Source organism: Pseudoalteromonas sp. bablab_jr011 (assembly GCF_016464045.1).
GTDB classification, from domain to species: Bacteria; Pseudomonadota; Gammaproteobacteria; order Enterobacterales; family Alteromonadaceae; genus Pseudoalteromonas; species Pseudoalteromonas lipolytica.
This window is the reverse complement of the sequence record NZ_JACDWU010000285.1, coordinates 117,330-142,590: the sequence shown is the minus strand read 5'-3', so window position 1 is coordinate 142,590 and position 25,261 is coordinate 117,330. Positions and strand designations below refer to the sequence as shown.

Here is a 25,261-nt window from a genome sequence, read left to right as displayed (position 1 = left end):
ACTGTTAATTTTGCAGGTGTTAGTATTGCGCTGTTATGCAAAATATAACCCTGTAAAATTAACTGACCAATAGCGAACTCAATGGCTGATAAAAAAACTCCTGCAAAAAAGTCGTCAGGTAAAAAAACGACGGCAACGAAACGTTCAACTGCAAAGCGTTCAAACGCATCTCAACCGACAACTAAAGTACGTGTGCTTCGAAAAATGTGGTCAATTTTTTGGAAGCTTTCGTTGGCTGTGGTCATTACCATGGTGCTTTATCTTATTTATTTAGATGCCAAAATTACCCGTCAGTTTGAAGGCAACAAATGGCAACTTCCCGCCCAAGTCTATGCGCGCGCAATGAGCTTTTACCCAGGACAGTTCTTGTCTCAACAAGAGGTTGTTTGGGAGTTAAATCGTTTAAATTATTCGTCAGTAAATAAACTAAGTCGTACAGGTCAGTATGTAAAATCTGCTAACACCATTAAAGTATATCGCCGTGAATTTGAGTTTTACGATGGCCTTGAAGAGGCTCATGTTATTGAGCTGCGTTTTTCTGGGCAAAAGTTAGCAACCATTAAAGATAAATTCGGTCGTCGTTTAAACACCGCGCGCCTAGAGCCGGTGCAAATTGCGCGCATTGGTAACGACTCAAAACAAGACCGTGAATTTGTCCCGCTAGATAAGTTTCCTGCGATGTTAAAAGACACGCTGCTGGTGGTCGAAGATCGTAATTTTTATCAACATCACGGTGTGTCTGTTTGGTCAATAATGCGCGCTTTATACAGTAATATTAAAGCGGGTAGAACCGTGCAGGGTGGCAGTACGCTGACTCAGCAATTAGCAAAAAATATATATTTAACGCGTGAGCGTTCATTAGTGCGTAAATTTAATGAAGCATTAATAGCACTGATTTTAGATTACCGTTACAGCAAAGATGAAATTCTCGAAGCGTATTTAAACGAAGTCTACTTAGGTCAGTCTTATAACCAAGGTGTACACGGTATGGGGCTTGCCGCTGATTTTTATTTTTCAAAGCCTGTCGATGAACTTGAGTACGACCAAATAGCGCTACTTGTTGCCATGGTAAAAGGCCCATCGTATTACAACCCTCGTCGTTACAGTGAACGCGCCATGGAAAGACGAGATTTAGTATTGCGCTTAATGGTGGAGAACAAACTCATTGATACGCGTGAATATCGCGCCGCTTTAAAGCGTCCAATCGACATTGCACCTATGAAAGACAGCCTGCAAAAGTCGTATCCAGGTTATTTAGAACTGGTTAATCGTGAACTAAAACGATTACTGCCCGATCAACAGGTATTAGATGCGGGTGTGCGAGTTTTTACCTATTTTGACCTTCAAAAACAAACGGCGATGGAAGAGTCGATAGAAGCAAGTCTGCCTTACTTAGAAAAACGCCCTAAAACAGAAGAACTTGAAGCTGCCATGATCTCTGTAAATGTTGAGAAAGGGGGAGTATCGGCACTCGTAGCAGGCCGAGATGTGCGTTACTTTGGCTTTAACCGTGTACTTGATACAAAACGTAATATTGGCTCGTTAGTGAAACCCGCCGTTTATTTAACGGCCTTTGAAAGCGGAAAATTTAATGTAGCAACTTTAGTGGATGATTCACCACTACAAGTAACAAATGAACAAGGAAAAGTGTGGCAGCCTGAAAACTTCGATAAGCAATTCCGAGGCCCAATGCCACTCTATAAAGCGTTTAGTAACAGTGTAAATATCCCAGCGGTCAATACGGGGTTAGATGTAGGTGTTGATAAAGTGGCTGATACACTGAAGCGCTTAGGCGTTGATGAACGTATCGAACAATACCCGTCACTGTTATTAGGGGCGTTAGAGCTTTCAAGTTTTGAAGTGGCTCAGCTTTACACAACGCTTGCGGCAGATGGGCAATATCGTGAGCTTACGTCTATCTCAGCGTTAACAGACTCGGTTGGTAAAGTACTTTATAAACATGATGTTGAATCGCAGAAGCGTTTTGATGATGCCTCTGTATACATGACAAAATATGCCATGAAGCGGGTAACAAAAGATGGCACTGCTAAACGTTTGAATGCCCACTTTCCATCTATTCAACTGGCTGGTAAAACGGGTACAAGTAACGATTTACGTGATAGCTGGTTTGCAGGCTTCGATCAAAATACAGTGACGGTGGCATGGATTGGTCGCGATGATAACAAGAGCACGGGGTTAACGGGCAGTGTTGGCGCACTTGAAGCCTATATTCGTTATCTTAAACCGCTCAATCCTGAAGCGATAGCTGACACGCGTCCAGCATCAGTTCGCTGGGCATTCATTAATGAAGAAACCGGACTACAAGCACCGCCAGGCTGCGGCAAAGTAGTGCAGTTACCAATTCGCGCCAGTGAGTTTGAACCACGGCCGAACTGCCAGCGTTAAAAGTTTTTCATTGGTGGCTAAATGGAGGCAGAGCAACTGCCAAGAGTAACTAATTACTGGAACTTGGCTTAAAATAGCTCTTTTAATTAAGCAAATTGGTATACAGCATTTTAAAGAGTACTTGCAGAGTTTTAAGAGTTTCGTATGAATGCTGTTTTACCTAAATTAGTTTTTAAAGACGAGTAATTTGAAGTAGAGAAAAGTTTAATAGAGTTAAATAGTTAAACTTAGATACGCTTATCACCAGCCTCTTTGTAAAAGTACTAGCTTAAAACTATATAGAGTAGTTAATTCATACTCATAATAGAGAGGGAAAATCATATTTTTATTGAATACAGAGTCACTTAAAACATTAAAAATGAAATAAAAGCCTCATTGAGAGGCTTTTAGGTTATCTACTTATCTTGTTCAATTAACTGAGGTTAAAAGTCGTAAGAAGCAGATATTTGGACTCGACGAGGAGATTGATAACTTTGCGGTAGACCGAATGTTGCACTGTCATCACCAGCCGCTATTTCAGCGACTTCGTCGTAACGAGTTGCTGTAGCTGCATCAAATACATTGAAAATATCTAATGCGAAGCGCACTTTTTGGTCATTGAAATGCAAGTTGTACGTAAAGTTAAGATCTAATCGAGCTGTCCAGGGAGTTGTTCCCATGCTGCCGCGAGGGTAGCGTTTATCACCTACATAATAGGTATCGCCATAATCATATAAGTCTGGGTTTGGTGTATAGCCCGCACCTAATGCTGTCCAAGGGCGACCAGAAGAAACATTTAAGTTTGCGCCTACTAAGAAGTCTTCAGTAACTGCGAATGCACCGTAAACTTTAATATTGTGACGACGGTCTGCAGGTAAGTTACCGTTAGCACCATCCATAAGGTAAGGGTAATCCCAATCTTGTGTTAAACCAGCATCATCTTGACCATTATCAGATTTAACAAAACCTTCAGTGTTACCGTAGTTATGTGACCAAGTGTATAGTGCTTTTAAAGACCAAACACTGTCCCAGCTTTTCTCAATAGATAGGTCAACGGCAGCGTATCGACGTTTAGCTTCAGGATAACCTAGCTCTTCGGCGGTGAAACTGTATTCTTCAGTTACTCCATCACCATCTAGGTCAAAGTTAAATGTTGCACCATTTCCTGGGTTAAATAAGAACCAATTTTCACCAAGTTTTTCACCATCTTCATCAGTGAAGATATATGAGCCATCATCAATTTGATTGCCAAGTGTGCGGTATGTCCCTTTGATGCTCCAAGACCAGTCATCATTTATAGCCGCTTGATAACCTACAATAATTTCATCATTGTACATTGGCTCAAGATCTTTATCTGCTAAGGTATTTGATGGTTTTGCAGTACCATCACCCCCGTTTGAAATCGCAGGTTCACCTAACTGGTTACTTAGACCAATTGGAGTACCGTCAGCATTTAAACCTTCATATTCATACCAAGTTTGAATATAGGTTTCTGCGCCAGCTAAACGAATGTTCGTGTTTGCTGCAACAGGTAAATAATAACGTCCAGCAGTAATAAATAACTTACTGTCACCATCACCGTTGATATCCCAAGATGCACCTAATCTTGGTGCAATTTGGTTATCAATAGAAACAAACTCGTCACCATCAGCATTATAGTTTGTGAAGCTGTCATTACGAAGCCCTAAGGTAAGCGTTAAGTTTTCAGTAACGGCCCATTGATCTTCAAGGTAAATAGCCCAGTTTTCAACTTCAAATTCACCGCCATTACTATAATTACGTACGCGGGTTGTCTTCATATCCTCAGTAAGAACATAACCATTTGGGAGACGAGCACCTTCTTCGTATGTTCTGTAGTAGTAGTAAATACCGCCTGAGTTGATTGTCGTTGCATTCGATGAATTGGTTTCTGAGTCATAACCAAATCTTAGCGTATGCTCATCATTTAAGTACCAATCAAAGTCGACGCGCAATTGCTCGCGCTTATCTTCGTTAGCACCAACAGTGAAGTTTACATAACAAGTAGTATCAACACCTAAGTCTGCATCATAGCCAGTAGGGCAGTCATCAAAATCTGAATAATCAGTTTCTGAAAATTTAACTTCACCGTACATTGCAGACATGCTTAAGTCATCAGTCAAGTTACCTGTATAACGTACTGCAAAACTTTCACCACCGCGCTTGTGATAAGCTGTACCGCCGTCTAAAGTGTAGTTACCAGTGCCATTAGGATCTTCGATTGTGCTTTCTGAGTATGTGCGTTCATCACTAAATCCCCAGAGCATTAATTGATGATCCTCATTAATGTTCCAGTCAATACGCGCTAGATAATAAGGGTCATCATCTTTCTCTTTTGTTAGAGAGGTTTGAGAAGCGTTACCGTACTCTGTTTCATTATCACGGAATGTATAAATACCATAGAAGAAAAGTGTATCTTCAATCAAGGCACCTGATGCATAAATATTTGTTTCAAATGAGTTTGCATAGTCATCTTGGTTGTTAACAAATAAGTCACCGATACAGTGGCCATCAGCATCCTCACAACGCTCATTTTGTAAGTAAACCGAATTTGGTGCTTGTTCTCTTAATGAATCAGGCGAATAAATTGATTCAACACCAAAGTGAAAGTCATTAGTACCTGATTTTGTAACTGCAGAGATTAAGCCACCCGTTGTTCGACCAAATTCAGAAGAATAGCCGCCAGTTTTTATCTGAAAACTATCGTAGGCTGAGAATGGGATGGTTGCACCGCCTAAGCCATTACGAAAGTTAGTCATGTTCAAGCCATTTACGTAATAAGCATTTTCGGCGACAGATGAGCCACCAAATGATGCTTGATCACCAAAGCGACTATCACCTTCAGTTGCACCTGGCGCTAGTAAAGCAACCGATGTTAATGAGCGAGCAACTGGTAATAATTCAAGTTCTTCTGAGCTAATGTTTAATGATGATTCAGTAACAGAAACATCAACGGCACGAACTGCACCACCTACAACGGCGATACGTTCAATATTACCTTCGACTAATGGAATTTCGAGAAGGGCTGTTTTACCTACACCGATGATTACATCATTTATCTGTGCTTTTTCAAACCCAGCTTGTGACACCACTACATCATATTTACCAACAGGTACTTGGTTAAGGTTAAACTGGCCATTTGCATCTGCAGTAAGTGTTTTTTCATAACCTTTGCTTTTATCACTAATAGTAATTGTTGCGCCAGCTAAAGAAACACCTGATTGAGTTGTAATATTACCTTTTATTGCCCCATTAACATTATCAGCCATAGCAGGCATAGCTGCACTTAAGGTCATCGCAACGGCTGCAGCCGTGAACGAACGCTTAAATGTTTTTGAAAAGTTGTTTTTCATTGAGATTTCCCTGTGAAAATTTAATTGTAAATTGTTGTTATTTGTTAATAACTTTCACGCCTTGTATTTTTTTATTTGTGTTTTTCACTTTAAATAAAAGGGTGAAACAAATTGGTAACATGGCGGGAACATACAGATCAATCTTTTATATTATAAATACGATAAACCAACAAAAAAACGCCTTGGAACGATCTAATTTTTATTTATAATGTTTATTTACACATAAAATAAACATATGTAACTATATGTAATTGCTTTAATTTTTTCTTAATTATACTTTAAGTTATTTTAAAGTAAGGTTTTAGGTTCAAGTTTGCGAGTAGATTCTTTTATAAAGATAACAATCGGGAAGGAGAAGGTTTTTATGTATAAAATATGTTTTATTTGTAATTTATAATGTGTTTTTATCTGATTTTTTTGTATTGCTTATCTGATTATTAAGCGGATCATGATGTGACAAAAGAGATGAAGTTACTATTAGGATTAAGACCACCTTAAATAAGGTGGTCTGTTCAGATATTATAATTTAGCGAAAGCTCGCTCTGCTGCTGCAATGGTGTCTGCAATTTCTTTTTCAGAATGCTCTGCACATACAAAGCCTGCCTCAAATGCAGAAGGTGCTAGGTATATGCCTTCATCAAGCATTAAGTGGAAGAACTTTTTAAAGCGCTCTAAATCACACTCTGTTGCTTGTTGGTAGCTGGTTACTTTCTCTTTATCAGTAAAGAAGAAACCATACATGCCGCCAGCATAATTGGTTGTTAGGGGAATGCCTGCTTTTTTCGCTGCTGCTTCAAAGCCGTCACATAACGCTTTGCTCTTAGCTTCAAGTTCATCATGTAAACCATCAACACTTAATAGCTCAAGTGATTTTAAGCCGGCAGCCATGGCTATTGGGTTACCTGATAAAGTACCTGCTTGGTAAACCGGACCAACGGGCGCGATATAATCCATGATTTCTTTTTTACCGCCAAAAGCACCCACTGGCATACCGCCACCAATAACTTTACCAAGGCAAGTAAGGTCTGGTTTGATGTTGTAATATGCTTGTGCGCCCCCTAAAGCAACACGGAAACCTGTCATCACTTCATCAAAAATAAGCACTGACTTGTACTCATCACACACCTCACGTAGACCTTCTAAAAAGCCTGGTACTGGTGGGATACAGTTCATGTTGCCAGCAACTGGTTCAACGATGATACAGGCAATCTCGTCGGCGTATTTGGCAAAAATGGCTTTTACTTCGTCTAAGTTATTAAACGACACCGTTAATGTGTGTTTAGCAAAATCCTCTGGAATGCCCGGTGAGTTAGGCACGCCCATAGTCAATGCACCTGAACCTGCTTTAACAAGCAGTGAATCAGCGTGACCGTGGTAACAGCCTTCAAACTTTAATATTTTGTCACGGCCAGTGAAGCCACGAGCAAGGCGAATCGCACTCATTGTTGCTTCAGTGCCTGAGCTCACCATACGTACTTTTTCGATTGATGGAACAAGCTCTTTTACTTTTTCGGCCATTAAAATTTCGGCTTCAGTGGGGGCACCATAGCTTAAGCCATTTTCAACTGCCTCGAGTACTGCTTGTTTAATAGCTGGGTGATTATGCCCCATGATCATTGGGCCCCAAGAACCGACATAGTCAATGTAGCGGTTACCATCGGCGTCGAACGTAAACGGACCTTCGGCTTTGGTGATAAAAAGAGGGGTGCCGCCTACGCCATTAAATGCACGAACGGGTGAGTTAACACCGCCTGGGATTGATTCTTGCGCGCGATTAAAAAGATCTTGGCTAATTGTCATGAATAGTCCTATTTGGTTGTCACGTTAAATGAGAGGTTTGCAAGGGCTCAAGCGAGCCCTAAACGTAGATTATTAGCTGTTACGTTTACGGCTAAACCACGGTACGTTGACTTCATATTGCTCAACTTTGTCAGCAACATCTAAGGTCAGAGCAAACAAGGCCATGCGAATTAATACGCCGTTTTGAACTTGGCGGAAAATTGCAAGGTTATCGTTGCTGTTTAAATCGTTATCAAGCTCGTTTGCTTCTAAACGGCTGTCACGTGGGAGTGGGTGCATCAGTACTGAATTTGGCTTACAGTGTGTGTTGTAAATTGCTTGGCTGATACGGAAACCACCACGGTATTTGTTTGCTTCTTCTTGCGAAGGAAAGCGTTCTTCTTGGATGCGGGTTTGATAAACAATATCTGCCGCAAGGTTGCCTTCCATTTTGTCAACCAGTTGAATTTTATGACCCGCATTATCAACAGCATCTAAAACATAGTCTGGCATTTGTAAGCCGTCAGGCGCGACCATTGAAAATTTAATGTCTTTATAGTGGCACAGTAATTTAGATAACGAGTGAACAGTACGGCCATATTTTAAATCACCAACAAGGGCAATGTGCATACCGTCTATTGGTTGATTAAAACGCCCCAGTTCACGTTCGATAGTTAATAAATCGAGTAGTGCTTGAGTGGGGTGTTCATTAGGACCGTCACCGCCGTTAATGACAGGTACATCACAGCCTGTTGCAAACTCGGCTACCGAGCCTGCATCTGGGTGACGCATTGCAACGGCATCAGCATAAGCTGAAATAACACGTGCTGTGTCGTACAGTGATTCACCTTTGGCTAACGCTGAGCTTTGCATGCCCGTAGTTTCACGCACTAAACCACCGAGTAGATTAAAGGCGGTGCCAAAGCTGACACGTGTTCGCGTGCTTGGCTCGAAGAATAAATTAGCTAATATAGCGCCTTCTAACACATTGGTGCGCTTTTGCTTTTTAGCATAGGGCTCCATTTTCTTAGCAACTGCAAAAATACGTTCAATACAATCGCGATCAAGTTGATTGACCGACAGGATATTTTCACCTTGGAAACTTAACATGGGGCTTGTTCCTAATCACATTTATAAAGGCGCTGACACTCTGTATGGGAGGCCGCATAAATTTGCGCCGTACTATAGCAAATTTTTAGCGTACACAGCAGCAAATTATAAGCTAGGTTTAATAATTGCTAATGCGACAATCGCCAATAGAATCAGCACCGGAATTTCATTAAAAATGCGATAAAAACGATCGCTACGTGTGTTGCGATCATGCTTAAAATCAGCCAATAACTTAAAACAGTAGGCATGGTAGATATATAAGATAATAACGAGCACTAACTTATAGTGCAGCCACATGCTGTATTTGAACCATTCACGGCCATATTCAACAATTGTCAGTACCCCAAAAACCAGTGTTAATACCGCAAAAGGGGTAACGAATAACAGTAAGCGTCGCTCCATTACTTTTAACATTGAGTTACAGGCTTTTTCTTCGCTCATGGCGTGGTAAACAAATAATCGTGGTAAGTAGAAAATACCAGCGAACCAAGCAATCATAAAAAATACATGAAACGTTTTGTAAATTAATAGCGCACTCATTTATTGATCCATTTTAATTGTTATAACAGGCTATTGCGTATGGTCAGAATATGTCTAATTTGGTCCCAACGCAAAAGCCCCATAATTTGCTGATTATCAAGTAAGTTATATATATACACCGCACCGCTTCGTTTATCTTTAAGCAAGTCAAAGGCATCCGCGAGTGTGGCTTGGCTACTTAAACCAGCGAGACTGACATATTTAATATTACTGTTTTGATCTGACATCAAGCTCAAGTCATATTCTGCTAGGCGATAGCCATTTTCGTCATCGTGAACAATTAATGGTGTTTGACTGTCAATGGCATCGAGAGATGCTTTTATTTGTTCTTTATCATCGCTGTATAGCAGTTTGAAATGCTCATCCATTTCTTCCATCACGCCCACTTTTTGCAGTGCCTCGGTTGCTGGCGAAATTTGATATTCAAGTCCTTGGAAATCCAGTTGTTGCATAAAGATAGAGCGGTTACCAAAGAATTGCAGCGCGGTAACATACGCTGTTGAGATAACGAGCATGGCAGGCACAATAATCTCAGGACTTGAAGTTAGCTCCATCACGGTTGTAAGTGCGGCAAGCGGCGCATGTAAGGTGGCCGCAAGTAAGCCTGCCATTCCAAGCATGCTGTAAGTACCCGCAATATCAACCCCAGGGCTAATAAACTGCGCAAAAAATGCCATTAACGTGCCCATAAGTACGCCTAATCCAATCACGGGGCCAATAATACCGCCGGGTATCCCCAAGCCAATAGCAAATAAAGTTGCTAATAGCTTGGCAATTAAAATGGTCGTCAAAAACTGCACATCATCGGGTGATTCAATGGCAATGGTAATTGCACTCATACCAGAGCCCATCGCATGCGGCACCATGTAGGCAATTAAACCTGCAATTAACCCTGCAAGTAATAAACGTGGAAACATGCTTAATGGTTTAAAAGTGCGAATGATCAACATTAAGTTTTGATTAAACGCATACGCAACTGCTCCCAGCGCCATACCAAATAAGATTAAAAATGGGTAATGCCAGCCACTGAGTGGGTTCATGGTAATAAGCGCCAGTTCAGATGCATCACCAAACACAAATTGGGTGGCGAGTGCGCCTGTCACCGCGGCAAGCATAATTGGTACAAATATGTGTACTTTGTATTCCCTAAGTACGACTTCCATTACAAAGATTACTGCAGCAAGTGGGGTATTGAATGAGGCTGCGATACCCGCTGCAACACCGCAGCCAGTCAGGGTTCTCATGGCATTGTGGGGTAAATGCAATTTATCGGCAAGCAAACTTGCACCCGTTGCTCCCATGTGGACAGAGGGGCCTTCACGACCCACTGAAAAACCACTAATTAACGCCAACGCTCCACCAACAAATTGGTTAACGGTGTTGTACAGTGGCATTTGGCCATAATGCTTTTTGATTCGGTGAATTACAAAGGGGATCCCTAAACGGTAGTGTTTAAAACCCGTTAATGCGGCAAATAAAGCAATTAATAAGGCGGCGCCGACAGGGAGTAATACACGTTCAAGTGTGGGAAGAGTCGTAAAGTCGTCAGGTTTTTCTAAAAATAAGCTTTGGAAAAACATGATCGTGAGGCGAAATAATATGATCAACACTGCCGCAATTAGTCCCGCACTTACACCAAGTAAGCACAATTGCACAGATGTTTTAGGCTTTGCTAATCGACGCCTTAGCCTTTCAAGCCACATGCATTCTTCCTCACAGCACTTTTGAGCCTGAAGTTTAGCAAATCAAACTCGCTAAGTCGTTGGGATTTTATAAATTTATCTAGTTTTTGGGTAAATTTGACTGATCTATGTTGTCTTTGTCTAGTTGCCTTTTTAATTCGGGTAGCCGTGCTTTAATTGCTTTTGAGAGTTCAGGTATCAGCGCTGCGTGTTTTTTATTTATCACGGTATTGACTGCTAACTGACGTAATACGATTACGTGAAATTCTTTTTTTAAAGAGGCAAGTTCATTTTCAAGTGCGGGATACAGAATATAATTTATTCGTTTTTTTCTTAATAAATCAAGGCTGTGATTGAGCGCTTCGTTGTGCGTAATACGCGCTTTAATATCAAACTCACTTAAAAGCTCAGTATTGCCAGTGGTGCTGATAATATTCTTGCTAGGATCGTACAATATTTCTCGACTGCAAGGTAACGCTTGTCGGCATAATAATACAATGTTGATCACGCTGAGACTTGGCTCTACGACAACGACATTTTCAAACTCTTTAATAATACTTTTAGCTCTGACAACGTCTGCATCAATGATCCCCGCGTTGAGCAACAAAAGCCCTCTTCGTGCTGGGGTTGCTTGTATTTGGGTTTTAATGCCAATGTCATCATATATTTGGCTAATGAACTCATTAAACGGTGAGATACTCGGTATGTCTATATAGGTTAATAGCAGCTTTTTTGGTTTTGTGTAGACCATCGTTTCGAGGTTATTGATGCTAAATAACGATTGTAACCGCGTGGCTTTTTCGCGGTTTTCAGGCGCATTACGAATGCCTATCACTAAAGGGGAATCGACAAACTGGCTAACAATATGGGGTTTAGACACATTTTGCTGCGTGGCAAAGTAGTTGAATACTTCAGGGGCTGCAATGGCAAAGTTTATTTGGTTTGTCTGAAGTAAGTGAAAAAGCTCTTCATCATTTGCGGCGCGAATAATACTGCTTTCGTAAGCTTGAATGACTTTTTCAACTTCATCAGGGTAAATATAAGCACCAACGATACCCACTTTACTTTCATTAAAAAGTTGCTCAATGCTTTCAAAGTGTTGCACGCTACTTTGGCTGGTCATCACAGCAAGTTGTGAAGTTAAAATGGGGGATGAAGCAATAAACCCTGCTTGTATCTCTGAAAGCCACGCGGGATAGTAACCTAGATACCCCGGTTGCTCTGCTTTTTTTAGTGCATCTTGCCACGGTAAATATTCCACGCTTAGCGCTATCCCTTCTGCGGCAAGTGAGTCTCTTAATAAGGCGATTGCATCTCCGCCATTGGCCATTTTACTGCTCGCATAAGGCGGCCATTCTAACGAGATTATTTTCCATGTTTGTTGCTCATTAGCGCTCGTGAAAGCAGCATGAAATATGCAAAGCAAAAATAGAATGACGGATAAATAGGGTGCGCGCATGGAAAATATTTTTTATTAATCGTTTAATAAGTATACGCAAAAAAACATGTTGCAGACATTTTATCTTTTTAATTATTCATTTGTACTGGGGTATGCTTTCATGGCTACTGCGTTTTTGTTTATACATGCGCTCATCGGCTTTATGAAGTAGTTCATCAAGTGATTTAGCATCATCAGGATAGATGGCATAGCCAACGCTCGTGGCAATATTTAAATAGCCAACTTCAGAGGCGATAGGAGCCGAAATAGCATTGATAAACCGTGTAAGTGCCCGTTTCACTTGGCTAAGGTTTTCGATATCGGTTATGACAACAACAAACTCATCGCCACCAATACGCGCGACACAATCTGTTTTACGAGCCGTATCTTGTAATCGTTTGGCTACTTCAACAAGAACAAAGTCACCCATTAAATGGCCGTGGGTATCATTAATAGGTTTAAACTTATCTAAGTCAAAGTATAAACATCCCACCTTTGCCCCGGTGCGTTCACTGCGATCAAATTCGTGTTTTATGAACTTACTGAGAGCATTTCGATTAGCAAGGCCTGTTAAATGATCTGTTTGTGCTAACTGCCTTATTTTCTTCTCTGCCATGACCCGTTTAGTAATGTCAAAGTTAACCCCAATCATACGGTTGCCATAAATACGTCCATCGGCATTTAGGTAACGAGTTTGCCCAGAGGGTAATACTATTTGAAACTCAGCATGAAACTCTTCGTTGTTTAATAGAGCAAGCTTGAGTTTATTGGTAACTCGCTCATATTCATCAGGGTGCAGAGTATTAGCCCATGTTGCGTAATCGCCTTTAAACTGTGACTTGGGTATTTCGAACAGGGTATGCATCCAGTCATCCCAAATTAATTCGTTGGTTTCAAAGTTCCACTCCCAAATACCAATGTGCGCTGCATCGGCAGCCATCGACATGCGTTGATGCAAGTTTTCAAGTTCTGTTTTGGCTTGTTTTAGCTCTGTCACGTCTTCTGACACATCGAGTAAATATCGTGCTTTTCCATTACTGTCTTTAATAGCCAGTTTACGAGTACGTAAGTAATGTGTTTTACCGTCAACCGTTACTGGCTTTTCATCTAATGTGATTATTCCGTCTTTATTAAGCACGTCTCGGTCTGTTTGGGCAAAGTTTGCAGCTTCGTCATTACTAAAAATATCAAAATCATTCAGACCTATTAATTGCTCTTTACGTCTGCCAAGCAGTTCTTCGCCAGCTTTATTTACATGGCTAAAACTTAAATGCTCAGCTTCTTTTACAAACAGCATGATGGGCAAGTTATCAAAAATGGTTTGTGTGAATGCTTCCTGATTTTGGATGTCACTTAAATCTTTAATCGTGGCGACATAAGGGCCTTTTTCTTGTTTGCCTATCGAGCTGATTGTGAGTGTGATGGGAAACAACTGTTTATTTGCTCTTTGTCCTTTTAACAGTCGACTTTTACTTTTTTTTGCGTTTGGTATGTTAAGTTGAGAGCCGTTAAATATATCGCTGAGTTCAGCTGATTTTTCAGGGATAAGAAGGTGAATATGTTTACCAATTAAATCATCGGACCGGTAGCCAAATACAGGTAACACGGCTGGATTCGCAAATTCTATAATTCCCGTGCTATTAAAGCTTATAACGACATCTTGAACAGTGTTAAGCACGGCTTTGAGTTTGGCGGATAATAAACTTCGGGCTCTTAATTCAACAATCCCCAGCACAAGAAGGCTCAGCGCCAATAAAACAGTCATCACAAGTTGTGCAAGGGTGGAGTTGTCGTGTGTGTTTATATATACGGTGTGCTCTGTTTCAAATACAGACATCGAAATCATACCAATATAATGCATGCCCGATATAGCACTGCCCATTATAATTGCGCCAAGCAGATTAATGCGGGTGTGATGAATGCCTCGAGATTGTCTCAAATCGTTAATTTTTAACGCAATACCCGAAAGAACAATGGCAACCAAAATAGACAAAGAGAATAACCAAGGCTCATAAGCCATATGAGCTGGCATCATCATGGCCATCATGCCAACAAAATGCATACAGCCGATCCCAGCCCCCATTAAAATACTTCTGAATATGAGTCTTCGACCGTGGCTAAGTGCCGGTGACAATACAATGTAGCTTGCAAATACACTGGGTAGTACCGAGAGTAAAGTAATGGTGGTGTTGTATTCAATGGCAATGGGGAGGGTATAAGCCAGCATACCAACAAAGTGCATGCCCCAAATGCCAATCCCTAAAAAGCAGGAAGCCAGTATTGTCCATATTAAGCTTTCGTTTTTTAAGTGTGAGCTTTTAATGCGACTAGATAGTAAAAAAGACACATACGATGCGAACACCGCAGTAAGTATCGAGGCAAAAACCAATAAACCATCATAGCTTGCGGGGATAACCGGTGCGCTATCTATATTGGCATTAATAAAATGGAGCCTTAAATGATCTATCACTATGATGATCCCTCATCGTTAAATTTTGCTTAATTCAAAAGTAGTACAAATAAACATTAGCTCAATGCTAATGGGTTGGCCAATTCGGTCTCGTAAAATATGATGACTTTGTGGCGATACTTGATTAAAACACTCGGGTATTAGATAATCGTCATATCATAGGTTTTGAGGGTTTTGGTATGTCGGATGAGTTGCCAATAAAGTTCAGCGATGCAGCAGCTGTTCGTGTTAAACAGTTAATCGAAGAAGAAGAGAATCCAGATCTAAAATTACGTGTTTATGTAACAGGTGGTGGTTGTTCAGGTTTCCAATATGGTTTTACTTTTGATGAAAAAGCCAACCCTGGCGATTTAGAAATTGTAAAAAACGGGGTGACCTTAGTTGTTGATCCAATGAGTATTCAATACCTTGTCGATGGCACAGTGGATTACACTGAAGGCCTTGAAGGAGCACGCTTTTTTGTCAACAACCCCAACGCAACAACAACCTGCGGTTGCGGCGCTAGCTTCAGCGTTTAAAAAATAATTTGAAAAAAGCCACTTGATGTGGCTTTTTTATTGCTTACACTTCCTAATTATCCCAGCCTAACTATACTTACGCATCATTAGAAGGAATTTTGCGTTGCTAAATCTAAGAACAGCACTCGAAAAGAAACCTTATATTTTAGCTATTTTTATTGTACTTGTGATTGTACTTTGGATGCTTTCTGGCATGACTGAGTCACCGGAAGTCGATGATGAAAATAATCACCAAGTTACAAATTCAGACCGAATTGCCAAAGTACAGGTGGTGCGGTTAACCGCACAAAATATAAATAAAAACCTTACTTTTTATGGTAAATCAGAGCCAGATAAAACCGCCAATATTAGTGCCAGACAAGCAGGCCAAGTAACTGAAATTTTGGTTGAAGAGGGGCAGTTTGTAAAACAAAATGAGATTATCTTACGGCTTGATAAATCAGATTTAAAAGCTCAAATAACCTCGGCCAAAGCGCTGGTTGCTCAATATGAAACTGAATATGAAGGCGCATTAAAACTGAATCAGCAAGGGCTGCAAAATAAAGTACAAACGATGCGTGCTCAAGCATTATTGCAACAAGCTAAAGCGGCGCTTGCGAGTTTAGAGCTGATGTATCAGCGCACAGATATTCGAGCGGCATTTGATGGTGTGATCAACAAACGCTTAGTACAAATCGGTGATTATGTTGGCATTGGTGACCCAATTCTGCAATTGGTTGACCTAGACCCTCTGATAGTGAGAGCCGATGCGACACAAAAAGAAATTCAAGGTTTACAGGTTGGTCAAGCCACGTTTGCCCATGTTCTTAATGATAAAACCTACCCAGGAAAAATTCGTTACATCGCCTCCGTCGCAGATGAAAGCACAAATACATTCAGAGTGGAGGCTGCATTTGCGAACCCAGGTATGCACTACAAAGCCGGGTTTTCGACACAATTAAATATCGAGTTACCCGCAGAACCTGCCATGCTTTTAAGCCCTGCTTTTATGGCATTGAATGAGCAAGGCAATATCGGGGTAAAAATAGTCAATGATGATAATAGGGTAGAATTTAAATCGGTAAATTTAGCAAAAACTACCGAAGAAGGTGTGTGGTTGTGGGGCCTAGGTGAGCAAGCAAATGTGATAACTTTAGGGCAGGGCTTTGTCAGAGCAGGAGATAAAGTTGAGCCAGTATTTGCTGAGGTAGCGAGCAAGTAAGTATGAAAAACTTAATTGAGGCGTCGTTAACTCATACCCGCACGGTATTATCTATTTTTATTCTATTGTTGATATCGGGATGGGTGACTTATCAAACCATTCCAAAAGAAGCCAATCCAGATGTCACCATTCCTTTTATATATGTTTCGATTATTCATGATGGCATTTCGCCAGAAGATGCCGAGCGCCTGCTTGTAAGGCCTATGGAGATAGAGCTCCGCTCAATCGAAGGGGTTAAAGAGATGACAGCCGTGGCAAGCGAAGGCCATGCTTCGGTCACACTTGAGTTTCTTGCCGGTATGGACCCTAAAGAAGCGTTGGCAGATGTACGCGATAAAGTGAGTTTGGCAAAAGCGAAGTTACCCTCTGAATCAGAAGAGCCAGAAGTACATGAAATACTGATGGAAGATCAGCAACCAACCATTACTTTAACGTTGTCAGGTAATTCGCCAGAGCGAGGGTTACTCACATTAGCGCGAAACCTTAAAGATGAGCTTGAAAGTATTTCTAGTGTCCTTGAGGTCGATGTCGGTGGTGACCGAGAAGACATGGTTGAAATTGAAGTTGACCCATTAGCCATGATTTCATATGGGCTAGAACCAAGCGATATCATTCAACTGCTGTCGAATAATAACCGTTTGGTCGCAGCAGGAACCCTCGATACAGGCAAAGGTCGTTTTGCGGTAAAAATACCGTCGGTTTTCGAAACGATTCAAGATGTAATGGAGCAACCTGTCAAAGTCGTGGGTGACCGCGTTGTGCGCTTTATGGATGTCGCAAAAATTCGCAGAGCCTATAAAGATCCAACCTCAATAGCGCGGATTAATGGTCAACAGGCTGTTTCGTTAGAAGTTAAAAAGCGCGCAGGTGAAAATATTATTGATACCGTTGAGCAAGTTAAACATGTGGTTAATGAAGCTCAAAAGCGTTGGCCTGAGCATGTTCGTGTGGACTACACCGGTGATATGTCGAAAGACGTTAAAATGATGCTGTCAGATTTGCAAAACAACGTGCTTTCGGCCGTTTTGCTGGTGGTGATTGTAATTGTGGCTGTACTAGGTGCTCGTACCGCTTTTTTAGTTGGCATTGCTATCCCCGGTTCATTCCTCACCGGGATTTTGGTTATCTCCATGTTTGGCTTAACGGTAAATATTGTGGTGCTATTTGCACTTATTATGGCCGTGGGGATGCTGGTTGATGGTGCGATTGTGGTTAGTGAGTTTGCTGATCGGGAAATGAGTGAAGGAAAACCTCGCAAAATAGCCTACCGTCATGCAGCCGAGCGAATGGCTTGGCCTATTATCGCGTCAACAGCCACAACCTTAGCTGCATTTGCGCCATTGATTTTCTGGCCGGGAATGATGGGCGAGTTTATGAAATACTTACCAATTACATTAATTGCTACGTTATCGGCATCACTGTTAATGGCCCTTGTATTTGTTCCTACTATTGGCGGCTTAATTGGTAAAACGAGGCCATTATCTGCACAGCAAAAACTTGACTTGGCACTGGCTGAATCGGGCGATTTAACGCAAATAAAAGGGTTGCTTGGGCGTTATATCCGAATGCTTGACTTTGCTACGCAGCGACCGTGGTGGAGCTTAACTGCTGCGATTATATTCTCTGTTTTGGTGTTTTTTACTTTTGCCGTATCAAAATTAGGGGTTGAGTTTTTCCCCGATGTTGAACCTAATGGCGTCAATATTAAGGTGCGTTCGTACAGCGATTTATCTATTTATGAAAAAGATGTGATCATGAAAGAGATAGAAACAAGGATCTTGAAGTCCCAGGTATAAAAACCTTGTATGCAAGGACTGGGGGCAAAGATCAGGTGGGGACGTTCAGAATGAATCTTAAAGAGTGGGATGAACGACCGCCAGCCGAGAATATTATTAGCCAAGTAACGGAAATAACAGCCGGTTTCGCAGGTGTTGAAATTGAACTACGCAAGGATGAAAACGGGCCCGGTGGCGGCAAAGCACTGAGTATTGAGCTAAGTTCAAAGTTTGTAGACGTATTAAATAGCGAGGCAAAAAGAGTGCGGCAAGCGATTGAAGATGACGGGGCGTTTCGTAATGTAGACGATACAGCGTCTAAGCCGGGGATTGAGTGGCAGCTTAAGCTCAATCGCTCAGATGCAGCGCGCTTTGGTGCCGATGCAAGTATGTTAGGTGCGAATGTGCAGCTTATTACAAATGGTTTGAAGCTCGGCGAGTACCGACCAGATGATGTCGATGATGAAATTGATATTCGAGTTCGTTTTCCTCACGATAAACGAGATTTAGGCCGCTTAGAAACGTTACGTGTCAAAACCATACACGGACAAGTGCCGATTAGTCATTTTGTTGAGCGCCAAGCCGCTCCTAAAGTTGATACAATTCGCCGAGTTGATTCACAGCGAGTAGTTACCGTTAATGCCGACATGAAGCCAGGTGAGCAGCTTGCCAAAGCGCTGCCACGCTTACAGGCGCAATTAGAAGAGCAAGGTCTCGACCCGCGAGTAAAAATTAAAGTGCGGGGTGAAACTGAAGATCAAGATGAGTCAGAGCTTTTTCTTGAGCAAGCATTTGTAGTTGCTTTGTTCGTGATGGGGATTATTTTAGTTACTCAGTTCAATAGTTTCTATCAGGCATTTTTAATTTTAAGTGCCGTGTTATTCTCAACTGTTGGTGTATTCTTAGGTTTAATTGTACTTCAACAGCCCTTTGGTATTGTTATGTCGGGTATTGGTGTAATTTCACTGGCAGGGATTGTCGTTAATAATAATATTGTGCTGATTGACACTTATAACGTGTTGCGTCAGCAGGGCTTGGCTGCAAAAGATGCAATCCTCAGAACAGGGGCACAGCGTTTACGGCCCGTACTGCTTACTACCGTTACGACAATTCTTGGCTTAATGCCGATGGTGCTACAGGTCAACATTGACTTATTTAATCGCCAAATCGACTTTGGGGCACCTTCTACGCAGTGGTGGGTGCAATTAGCAACGGCCGTAGCGGGCGGGTTAACATTTGCAACAGTTTTAACGCTGGTGTTAACACCCTGCTTGCTTATGCTACGAGATCGCGCGCGCTAGTTAATAGAAAGTGACCCTAGTGTTGGGTCACTTTAATCATTAGTAAGAAAAAGCCTAAAACCACTCCAGATATGATCAAAATATAGACGAACCCTTTTTTGCCTTGCTTAATTGGTACACGATTTTGTTTTAAAAAAAGGTACCACGCTACACAGAGTACAATTGGCAACAAAAATAATATACGAAACATTTCCTAGCCTTTTTCAGTATTTACATACACTTTAAGCATAAGTATGCAATTTTTAAAGTTATATTTTCAATTTTACAAGGTTCCAATTGATCGATTTTTTGGTACAGTTAAGCAACTAATAATAGAGCTTGTGCTTTAATTTTAGCTTAAACTTAGACTTGTTCACAAAACCGGTCTATACCTAAAAAATGGACATTTGTATAATTAACCGTTCACAGAAAAAGTTATTAGTATATAATGTGTCCAAGAGTGAGACGGGCAAAATTTCGCTCTAAATTTATTAACTTGAATCATCTAGTAGGAGATGTATTTTATGATGGGTAAAACAGTTTCTTCTGAAGAAAACTCAAAATTAACAAAATGGTTAAAAACTAAACGCCATGAGAAAGGCCATACAATGCGTAGCCTAGCACAGGTTTTAGGTACGCCGCATTCGTTCATTGGTAAAATTGAAAACCAAGAACGTCGTTTAGATGTAATCGAATTTATGCGCTATTGTGATGCGCTAGAAGTGGACCCATACGAAGGTCTTAACTTACTTAAAGAAGCTTAATTATTCATTACACGCAGGCAGCCCTTAGCGTGCGTAGTAATGCAAATAGTGCATGGATGCACTATTTAAGACCCCTCTAAATACTGGTTACATTTAATCACATACGTTCTTAATTTGTTAATTGCTCTTATGATAGTTGCTTTCTAATGCATAAAGTTTGTGGCGTATTAAGAATAAAAATACCAGCGACGGAATAACCATAACGGCAGTAAGCACAAAAAACAGTGCCCAATTCCCTGATAACCAGTCATCAATCACCACACCACTGTAGCTTGAGAGTAGAGTTCGGCCTAAATTTCCTAATGAGGCAAGCAAGGCGTAGTGCGTTGCACTGAAGGCTCGGTCACAGAGCATTGATATAAACGCCACCATGGCAACGAGTGACCAAGCTTGTGTAAAGCCATCAACAATAATAGCAAACGCATATAGGCTTAATTTAGGGCCTGCCACGGCAATCCATGCAAAGGCTAGGTTAGAAGCAGCCATTGCAATACCACTGATAAATAAGCCTTTTACAATGCCGTAGCGCTGATTGAATAGACTACCTACGAAAGTAAAAGCGATAGTAAGAAAAGCGGTACCCACTTTTGAGAAGGTAGCGATGTCGCTATTGCTAAAGCCAATCTCTTTGTAAAACACGATAGACATGCGCCCTAAAAATGCTTCCCCTATTTTAAATAAGAAGATAAACGCTAGTAGCGCGAGCGCGGTTTTTACCCCGTTGCGTGCAAAGAAGGTTCTAAATGGATCAAAAACGGTTACCGCTAACCATGCAAGCACTTTGGCAAATCGCGTTTGCTGTCCCCCAGCGAGTTTTTGCTGGTAGGTGTGCTCAAGTTCAGCTTGGACAACTTCACGGTTTGATTCAGGCTCTTTTGCCCAAAACACACTGCTCATTAATAGCAGCATGACAACGGATAAGAAAAAATAAACTTGGGGCCAGTCAATGGATGGAATATCTGCCATATAAAAGGGCAGGGCACCTAATAGTGCGTAGCCACTCCACCAACCTGATGTCGCCATAGCGGCGGCTGCGGTCGCTTTATGGCTTTCATCCTCGCTTAACGTATCAATACGAAACGCATCAATGGCTATATCTTGAGTGGCAGAGGCAATGGCGATAACTAAACACAGTGCAGCAGCAAACCAAAGGTTCGCTTTGATATCTAGTCCTGCCAGTGAAAAGGTGCCTATAAAAATCACTGACTGACAAAGCAAAATCCAGCTGCGACGCTGGCCAAGCCATTTAAATAATACTGGCAACTTTACGCGGTCGACCAACGGAGACCATAAAAAGTTAATACTGTATGCACCAAACACAATGCCAAATAAGCCAATCATGCTGCGGCTTAACCCTTCATCTTTCAGCCATGCTGACATTACCGAGCCAATCAGTACCCAAGGAAAGCCACTGCTAATGCCGAAGATAAAAATATTGATCAGACGTTTGTCTTTGAAGTACGAAAAGTACTCTGAGATTGAAAGGGTTTTTGTCATAGTGTTGCCGTGTTTGTGGGGGCGCCAAGCCCCCTAATTATTATTGATTAGCTTCGAGTACTTTTACATTTAAAATAACGACAGGGGTTTTAGGCACAAAGCTGTAACCTATTTTTTCATTGAATGCAGTTTCAACACGCATGATCTTGTCTAAGGTCTCATAACCATCCATAACCATACCAAACACAGCAAATCCCCAATCACGGCCCGGATTCAAGTGATCGTTGTCATCCATGTTAAAGAAGAATTGACGTGTACCTGAGTGCGGTTTGCGGTCTTGGTAGGCCATGGCGATACTGTACATGTCATTTTTTAGACCGTTACCGCTCTCGTTGAAGATAGGGTCGTTCTCGTGCAGACCGTCGTAGTCTTTATCGTAACCCCCCCCTTGAATTACAAAGTCGCGTTCATTATCTTCATCACGTTCAACGCGATGAAACACGCTTCCTTGATAGCTGCCGTCGGCCACATAAGTTAAGAAGTTATTGACCGTTATAGGGGCGCGAGAGCGGTCCATTTCAACAACAATACTTCCCAACGTGGTCACTATTTCGACCCGTGGAAACATGTTGTCTTTTTGAATAAATTTACCTTCAGTTGCCGCGAATGAACTGTGAGCAAATAATAAAATAAAACTAAGTAATAAAATGCGCTTCATAGTTAACCTTCTAAATAGGCGATTAATTCTGGGTCAGATACAATGCGGGTAATTAATTGTTCAGTCAACTTATTCAGCTGACTCTCAATTTTGGCTCGGTCATGGCTTAGAGGGCCTTCAAGGTTCGCATTGCCATGGTAGACTTTACTGAAGCTACTGTCGTTTCTGATAACTCGCACACCAAACTCGATGCTTGCGGCGCTGGTGTGAGTCATCATTTTTTCAGTGACCACGGCTTGTAATTTATGGATATCAATTTCGAAACGCGTGGTGGCAAGATTAGAAATACTGACTCCATTGCGGCTCAACGCGCTATCAAGTGCACTTTTAACAGAGTCGGTAATACCTGGGCTTGCAAGCGTTTTGGTTTTATCTGATTCAATAATTTTTAACGTCACATTGTCACCACGTAAATCAATGACACTGGTGCTCACATTACTATTAATTTGAGTGATTTTACCGCTTTGATATACGGGGTTTAAAATTAACTGATTTGGTTGATTGCTGCACGCAGCCAGCAAAAGCACCGCACATAAAGGAAGTATTTTTCTCATTTATATTGCTCCATTAATTATTTTTAATCGCACTAAGCACGACAAACTTTTTATTAGAACCTAATAACTTACAGTTGCCGAACATACGCTTTAATTTTTCATGATAGTCTAAATGACGATTACCAATTATTCTTAACTCGCCGCCAGGTTTAAGCGTCTGTTTAGCTTGTTTAAACATCTGCCAAGCAATGTGGTCTGTGACAGCTTGCGCCTGATGAAAAGGTGGGTTGCATAACACCAGGTCAACACTATTCGCTGCAAAATCGGTTAAGCAGTCGTTTTGCACGAACTCACAGTGTGCTAGTTGTTCGGGTAAATTAGTTTCAACATTGAGTCGTGCTGACTCAACTGCCATATACGATTCATCAACAAACGTAAGCTGTGCTTTAGGGCAACGTTTTAAAGCCATTAAACCCACCACACCATTGCCACAACCTAAATCGATGATACTGCGCGCTTTACTGGTTTGTGGTAAATAGTTAAAGAAAAAGCGGGCGCCGATATCTAATGAATCGCGCGAGAAAACATTTGCGTGGTTTTGAATTTCAAATTCGCTGCCCTCCAGTGGCCAGCTAACCGGAAATGCAGCGTGTTTATCTAATCCACTTGTTTTACTTATGACTAAGCGTGATTTTTTTACTGCTAAGCTGGTTGTTGTTTCACCGATAAACTGGCTAAACGCTTTAATTGTCGAGTTATGAATCTCTTTAGTTTTTCCCGCGGCTATTACATCAATACCAGCAGGTAATGCTGCACTAATCGCTGCTAATTGATGTTGCAAATAGCCTAAATTTCGTGGCACTTTTAAGATCACTAAATCAACGTGGTTTGGTAAACTCTCAAGTGAGTTTAAGCGCGTTAACGAATCCGCTTTTAACTCATTGGCGTTTAAATTATAAAGGGTGGCCTGATGGGCAATATACGAATCATTAACTGAATAAACGGTTAACTGGTTAAATGCACATGCCAATGCCCCAAAGCTGTCATTTAGAATAAGGACAGAATTTGCGTGTGAATGGTGTTCATGTACATAATCAATTAGGTACTCATCACCAGAGTCCCAGGCCTGGAGGCTACGATTTTTTTGATCTAAAGGAAAACGTTCAAGGGTATAGGTGCTATCACCGAGCTGTGCTTGGGTGGTCATCATGTTTTTACGATAAGTATTTAAGTATAGGTAAATTCTAACATGCAACAGCCAAACGCCAACCCTAATCATCTACCAAATGGCTTTTCTTATCAGGCCCAAGCTCTTAGTGCCCAAAAAAGCCTCGACTTATTTTATTACTTAGAGCAAAACCTACATTGGCAACAGCCCGAAATTACGGTGTATGGCAAACGCCATGTTATCCCACGCTTGCAATGTTTTATTGCTGATGAAAACGTTAATTACGCTTACTCAGGATCAAAATTGATTGTTGAACCTTGGCCTGATGTGCTGGATGCCATGCGAAAACGTTTAACGGCGCAGTTACAGATACCTTTTAATGCTTTATTGGTTAATTTGTATCGAGATGGCCACGACTGTATGGGGTGGCACAGTGATGATGAACCCGAACTTGGCAAGCAACCGACGATTGCGTCTATTTCGCTGGGGGCTGAGCGTGTGTTCAAAATAAAACATAAACACACCAATGAGCAACAGAGTATCGTGCTGCAAAGTGGCAGTTGCTTAGTAATGAATGGCACAAGCCAACGGGATTATCTGCATAGTTTACCTAAGCAGCAAAAGCTTAAGCACCCTCGAATTAACCTGACCTTTAGATCAATAATGTAAAATCATTGGAAAAATGAACCATCCCCTTGATATAGTAACGCTCAATTATTTTGCTAAAAGGTTTATGACAGATGTCAATGCAACAACAAATTGAGCAAAAGCTCGCCGCGGGTATTCAGTGCAAGCACCTGAATGTTGTTAATGAAAGTCATATGCATAGTCGCGGCACTGATTCACATTTTAAAGTGATTGTAGTGAGTGAAGAGTTCGCAGGTAAGCGCTTACTAGCCCGTCACCGTCAAATAAATGAGTTACTAAAAGATGAGCTTGCTAATCATATTCATGCTTTAGCGATACACACGTTTACGCCTGATGAATTTGCACAACATCAAGGGCAAGCGCCTGAATCACCTGCGTGTATGGGCGGTTCTAAGTTTGATTAATTGGATGGTGTGATCAGTTATATATTTTATATGACTGATCAGACCTGTATTTTTACTATTAGCCTTTAAACTAGCGCTA

17 protein-coding genes and 1 pseudogene are annotated in these 25,261 nt (G+C 41.3%); 7 read left to right on the top strand and 11 right to left on the bottom strand.

Translation table 11 applies throughout. The features are described from left to right. Positions 1–81: 81 nt before the first annotated feature. Positions 82–2,406, top strand: coding sequence for a penicillin-binding protein 1B (gene mrcB / locus JIG41_RS17480; protein ID WP_075594426.1), 2,325 nt, complete (start codon positions 82–84; stop codon positions 2,404–2,406). Positions 2,407–2,828: 422 nt separating this feature from the next. On the opposite strand, the gene JIG41_RS17475 is transcribed toward mrcB, so the two are convergent. From JIG41_RS17475 to JIG41_RS17445, 7 genes are all read right to left on the bottom strand, one after another. Next, complete coding sequence (locus JIG41_RS17475; RefSeq protein WP_075594427.1) at positions 2,829–5,756, bottom strand: TonB-dependent receptor; 2,928 nt, start codon at positions 5,754–5,756, stop codon at positions 2,829–2,831. Between the two features lie 519 nt (positions 5,757–6,275). Continuing rightward, positions 6,276–7,556 carry a glutamate-1-semialdehyde 2,1-aminomutase gene (gene hemL / locus JIG41_RS17470; protein ID WP_199525166.1) on the bottom strand — a complete coding sequence of 427 codons (1,281 nt, stop codon included), beginning with the start codon at positions 7,554–7,556 and terminating at the stop codon, positions 6,276–6,278. A 72-nt stretch (positions 7,557–7,628) separates the two neighbouring features. Next, positions 7,629–8,645, bottom strand: coding sequence for an aspartate carbamoyltransferase (locus JIG41_RS17465; RefSeq protein ID WP_036966441.1), 1,017 nt, complete (start codon positions 8,643–8,645; stop codon positions 7,629–7,631). 105 nt (positions 8,646–8,750) lie between these two features. Next, on the bottom strand, positions 8,751–9,185 hold the full coding sequence (locus tag JIG41_RS17460) for a CopD family protein (protein ID WP_036966443.1): 435 nt from the start codon (positions 9,183–9,185) through the stop codon (positions 8,751–8,753). 20 nt (positions 9,186–9,205) lie between these two features. Beyond that, complete coding sequence (locus JIG41_RS17455; RefSeq protein WP_036966445.1) at positions 9,206–10,888, bottom strand: chloride channel protein; 1,683 nt, start codon at positions 10,886–10,888, stop codon at positions 9,206–9,208. Positions 10,889–10,967: 79 nt separating this feature from the next. Beyond that, positions 10,968–12,197: a transporter substrate-binding domain-containing protein gene (locus JIG41_RS17450; RefSeq protein ID WP_199525165.1), complete on the bottom strand. Its 1,230-nt coding sequence runs from the start codon at positions 12,195–12,197 to the stop codon at positions 10,968–10,970. A 205-nt stretch (positions 12,198–12,402) separates the two neighbouring features. Next, positions 12,403–14,775, bottom strand: a complete 2,373-nt coding sequence (locus JIG41_RS17445) for a diguanylate cyclase domain-containing protein (RefSeq protein ID WP_051501723.1) — start codon at positions 14,773–14,775, stop codon at positions 12,403–12,405. 179 nt (positions 14,776–14,954) lie between these two features. Between JIG41_RS17445 and erpA the strand changes: the two genes are divergently transcribed. From erpA to JIG41_RS17425, 4 genes and pseudogenes are all read left to right on the top strand, one after another. Next, complete coding sequence (erpA, locus tag JIG41_RS17440) at positions 14,955–15,293, top strand: iron-sulfur cluster insertion protein ErpA (protein ID WP_036966451.1); 339 nt, start codon at positions 14,955–14,957, stop codon at positions 15,291–15,293. Positions 15,294–15,396: 103 nt separating this feature from the next. Then, positions 15,397–16,494: an efflux RND transporter periplasmic adaptor subunit gene (locus JIG41_RS17435; RefSeq protein WP_249406699.1), complete on the top strand. Its 1,098-nt coding sequence runs from the start codon at positions 15,397–15,399 to the stop codon at positions 16,492–16,494. 2 nt (positions 16,495–16,496) lie between these two features. Then, positions 16,497–19,570, top strand: a pseudogene (locus JIG41_RS17430) (efflux RND transporter permease subunit). 503 nt (positions 19,571–20,073) lie between these two features. Then, a complete protein-coding gene (locus JIG41_RS17425) occupies positions 20,074–20,313 on the top strand; it encodes a helix-turn-helix transcriptional regulator (RefSeq protein ID WP_036966461.1) in 240 nt (79 codons plus the stop codon). A 117-nt stretch (positions 20,314–20,430) separates the two neighbouring features. On the opposite strand, the gene JIG41_RS17420 is transcribed toward JIG41_RS17425, so the two are convergent. The 4 genes from JIG41_RS17420 to JIG41_RS17405 are packed head-to-tail and all read right to left on the bottom strand — an operon-like array spanning position 20,431 to position 24,169. Then, positions 20,431–21,810 (bottom strand): AmpG family muropeptide MFS transporter, encoded by a 1,380-nt coding sequence (locus JIG41_RS17420; protein ID WP_075594430.1) that lies wholly within the window; start codon positions 21,808–21,810, stop codon positions 20,431–20,433. 40 nt (positions 21,811–21,850) lie between these two features. Further along, positions 21,851–22,468: a peptidylprolyl isomerase gene (locus JIG41_RS17415; RefSeq protein ID WP_036966468.1), complete on the bottom strand. Its 618-nt coding sequence runs from the start codon at positions 22,466–22,468 to the stop codon at positions 21,851–21,853. Positions 22,469–22,470: 2 nt separating this feature from the next. After that, positions 22,471–23,022 (bottom strand): YajG family lipoprotein, encoded by a 552-nt coding sequence (locus JIG41_RS17410; RefSeq protein WP_036966471.1) that lies wholly within the window; start codon positions 23,020–23,022, stop codon positions 22,471–22,473. Between the two features lie 13 nt (positions 23,023–23,035). Next, positions 23,036–24,169 (bottom strand): methyltransferase, encoded by a 1,134-nt coding sequence (locus tag JIG41_RS17405; RefSeq protein ID WP_075594446.1) that lies wholly within the window; start codon positions 24,167–24,169, stop codon positions 23,036–23,038. Positions 24,170–24,211: 42 nt separating this feature from the next. Here JIG41_RS17405 and JIG41_RS17400 point away from each other — a divergent pair, with 42 nt between their 5' ends. Both JIG41_RS17400 and JIG41_RS17395 read left to right on the top strand, forming a co-directional pair. Next, a complete protein-coding gene (locus JIG41_RS17400; protein ID WP_036966474.1) occupies positions 24,212–24,799 on the top strand; it encodes an alpha-ketoglutarate-dependent dioxygenase AlkB in 588 nt (195 codons plus the stop codon). A 71-nt stretch (positions 24,800–24,870) separates the two neighbouring features. After that, the gene (locus JIG41_RS17395) at positions 24,871–25,182 is read left to right on the top strand and encodes a BolA family transcriptional regulator (RefSeq protein ID WP_074989043.1); all 312 of its coding nucleotides are present in this window, start codon (positions 24,871–24,873) and stop codon (positions 25,180–25,182) included. Positions 25,183–25,261 lie beyond the last annotated feature (79 nt).

Bases quoted from the DNA above. Each gene is read 5' to 3' on its own strand.
- mrcB (WP_075594426.1), top strand. From the start codon at position 82: ATGGCTGATAAAAAAACTCCTGCAAAAAAGTCGTCAGGTAAAAAAACG.
- JIG41_RS17475 (WP_075594427.1), bottom strand. From the start codon at position 5,756: ATGAAAAACAACTTTTCAAAAACATTTAAGCGTTCGTTCACGGCTGCA.
- hemL (WP_199525166.1), bottom strand. From the start codon at position 7,556: ATGACAATTAGCCAAGATCTTTTTAATCGCGCGCAAGAATCAATCCCA.
- JIG41_RS17465 (WP_036966441.1), bottom strand. From the start codon at position 8,645: ATGTTAAGTTTCCAAGGTGAAAATATCCTGTCGGTCAATCAACTTGAT.
- JIG41_RS17460 (WP_036966443.1), bottom strand. From the start codon at position 9,185: ATGAGTGCGCTATTAATTTACAAAACGTTTCATGTATTTTTTATGATT.
- JIG41_RS17455 (WP_036966445.1), bottom strand. From the start codon at position 10,888: ATGTGGCTTGAAAGGCTAAGGCGTCGATTAGCAAAGCCTAAAACATCT.
- JIG41_RS17450 (WP_199525165.1), bottom strand. From the start codon at position 12,197: ATGGCCAATGGCGGAGATGCAATCGCCTTATTAAGAGACTCACTTGCC.
- erpA (WP_036966451.1), top strand. From the start codon at position 14,955: ATGTCGGATGAGTTGCCAATAAAGTTCAGCGATGCAGCAGCTGTTCGT.
- JIG41_RS17425 (WP_036966461.1), top strand. From the start codon at position 20,074: ATGATGGGTAAAACAGTTTCTTCTGAAGAAAACTCAAAATTAACAAAA.
- JIG41_RS17420 (WP_075594430.1), bottom strand. From the start codon at position 21,810: ATGACAAAAACCCTTTCAATCTCAGAGTACTTTTCGTACTTCAAAGAC.
- JIG41_RS17415 (WP_036966468.1), bottom strand. From the start codon at position 22,468: ATGAAGCGCATTTTATTACTTAGTTTTATTTTATTATTTGCTCACAGT.
- JIG41_RS17410 (WP_036966471.1), bottom strand. From the start codon at position 23,022: ATGAGAAAAATACTTCCTTTATGTGCGGTGCTTTTGCTGGCTGCGTGC.
- JIG41_RS17405 (WP_075594446.1), bottom strand. From the start codon at position 24,169: ATGACCACCCAAGCACAGCTCGGTGATAGCACCTATACCCTTGAACGT.
- JIG41_RS17400 (WP_036966474.1), top strand. From the start codon at position 24,212: ATGCAACAGCCAAACGCCAACCCTAATCATCTACCAAATGGCTTTTCT.
- JIG41_RS17395 (WP_074989043.1), top strand. From the start codon at position 24,871: ATGTCAATGCAACAACAAATTGAGCAAAAGCTCGCCGCGGGTATTCAG.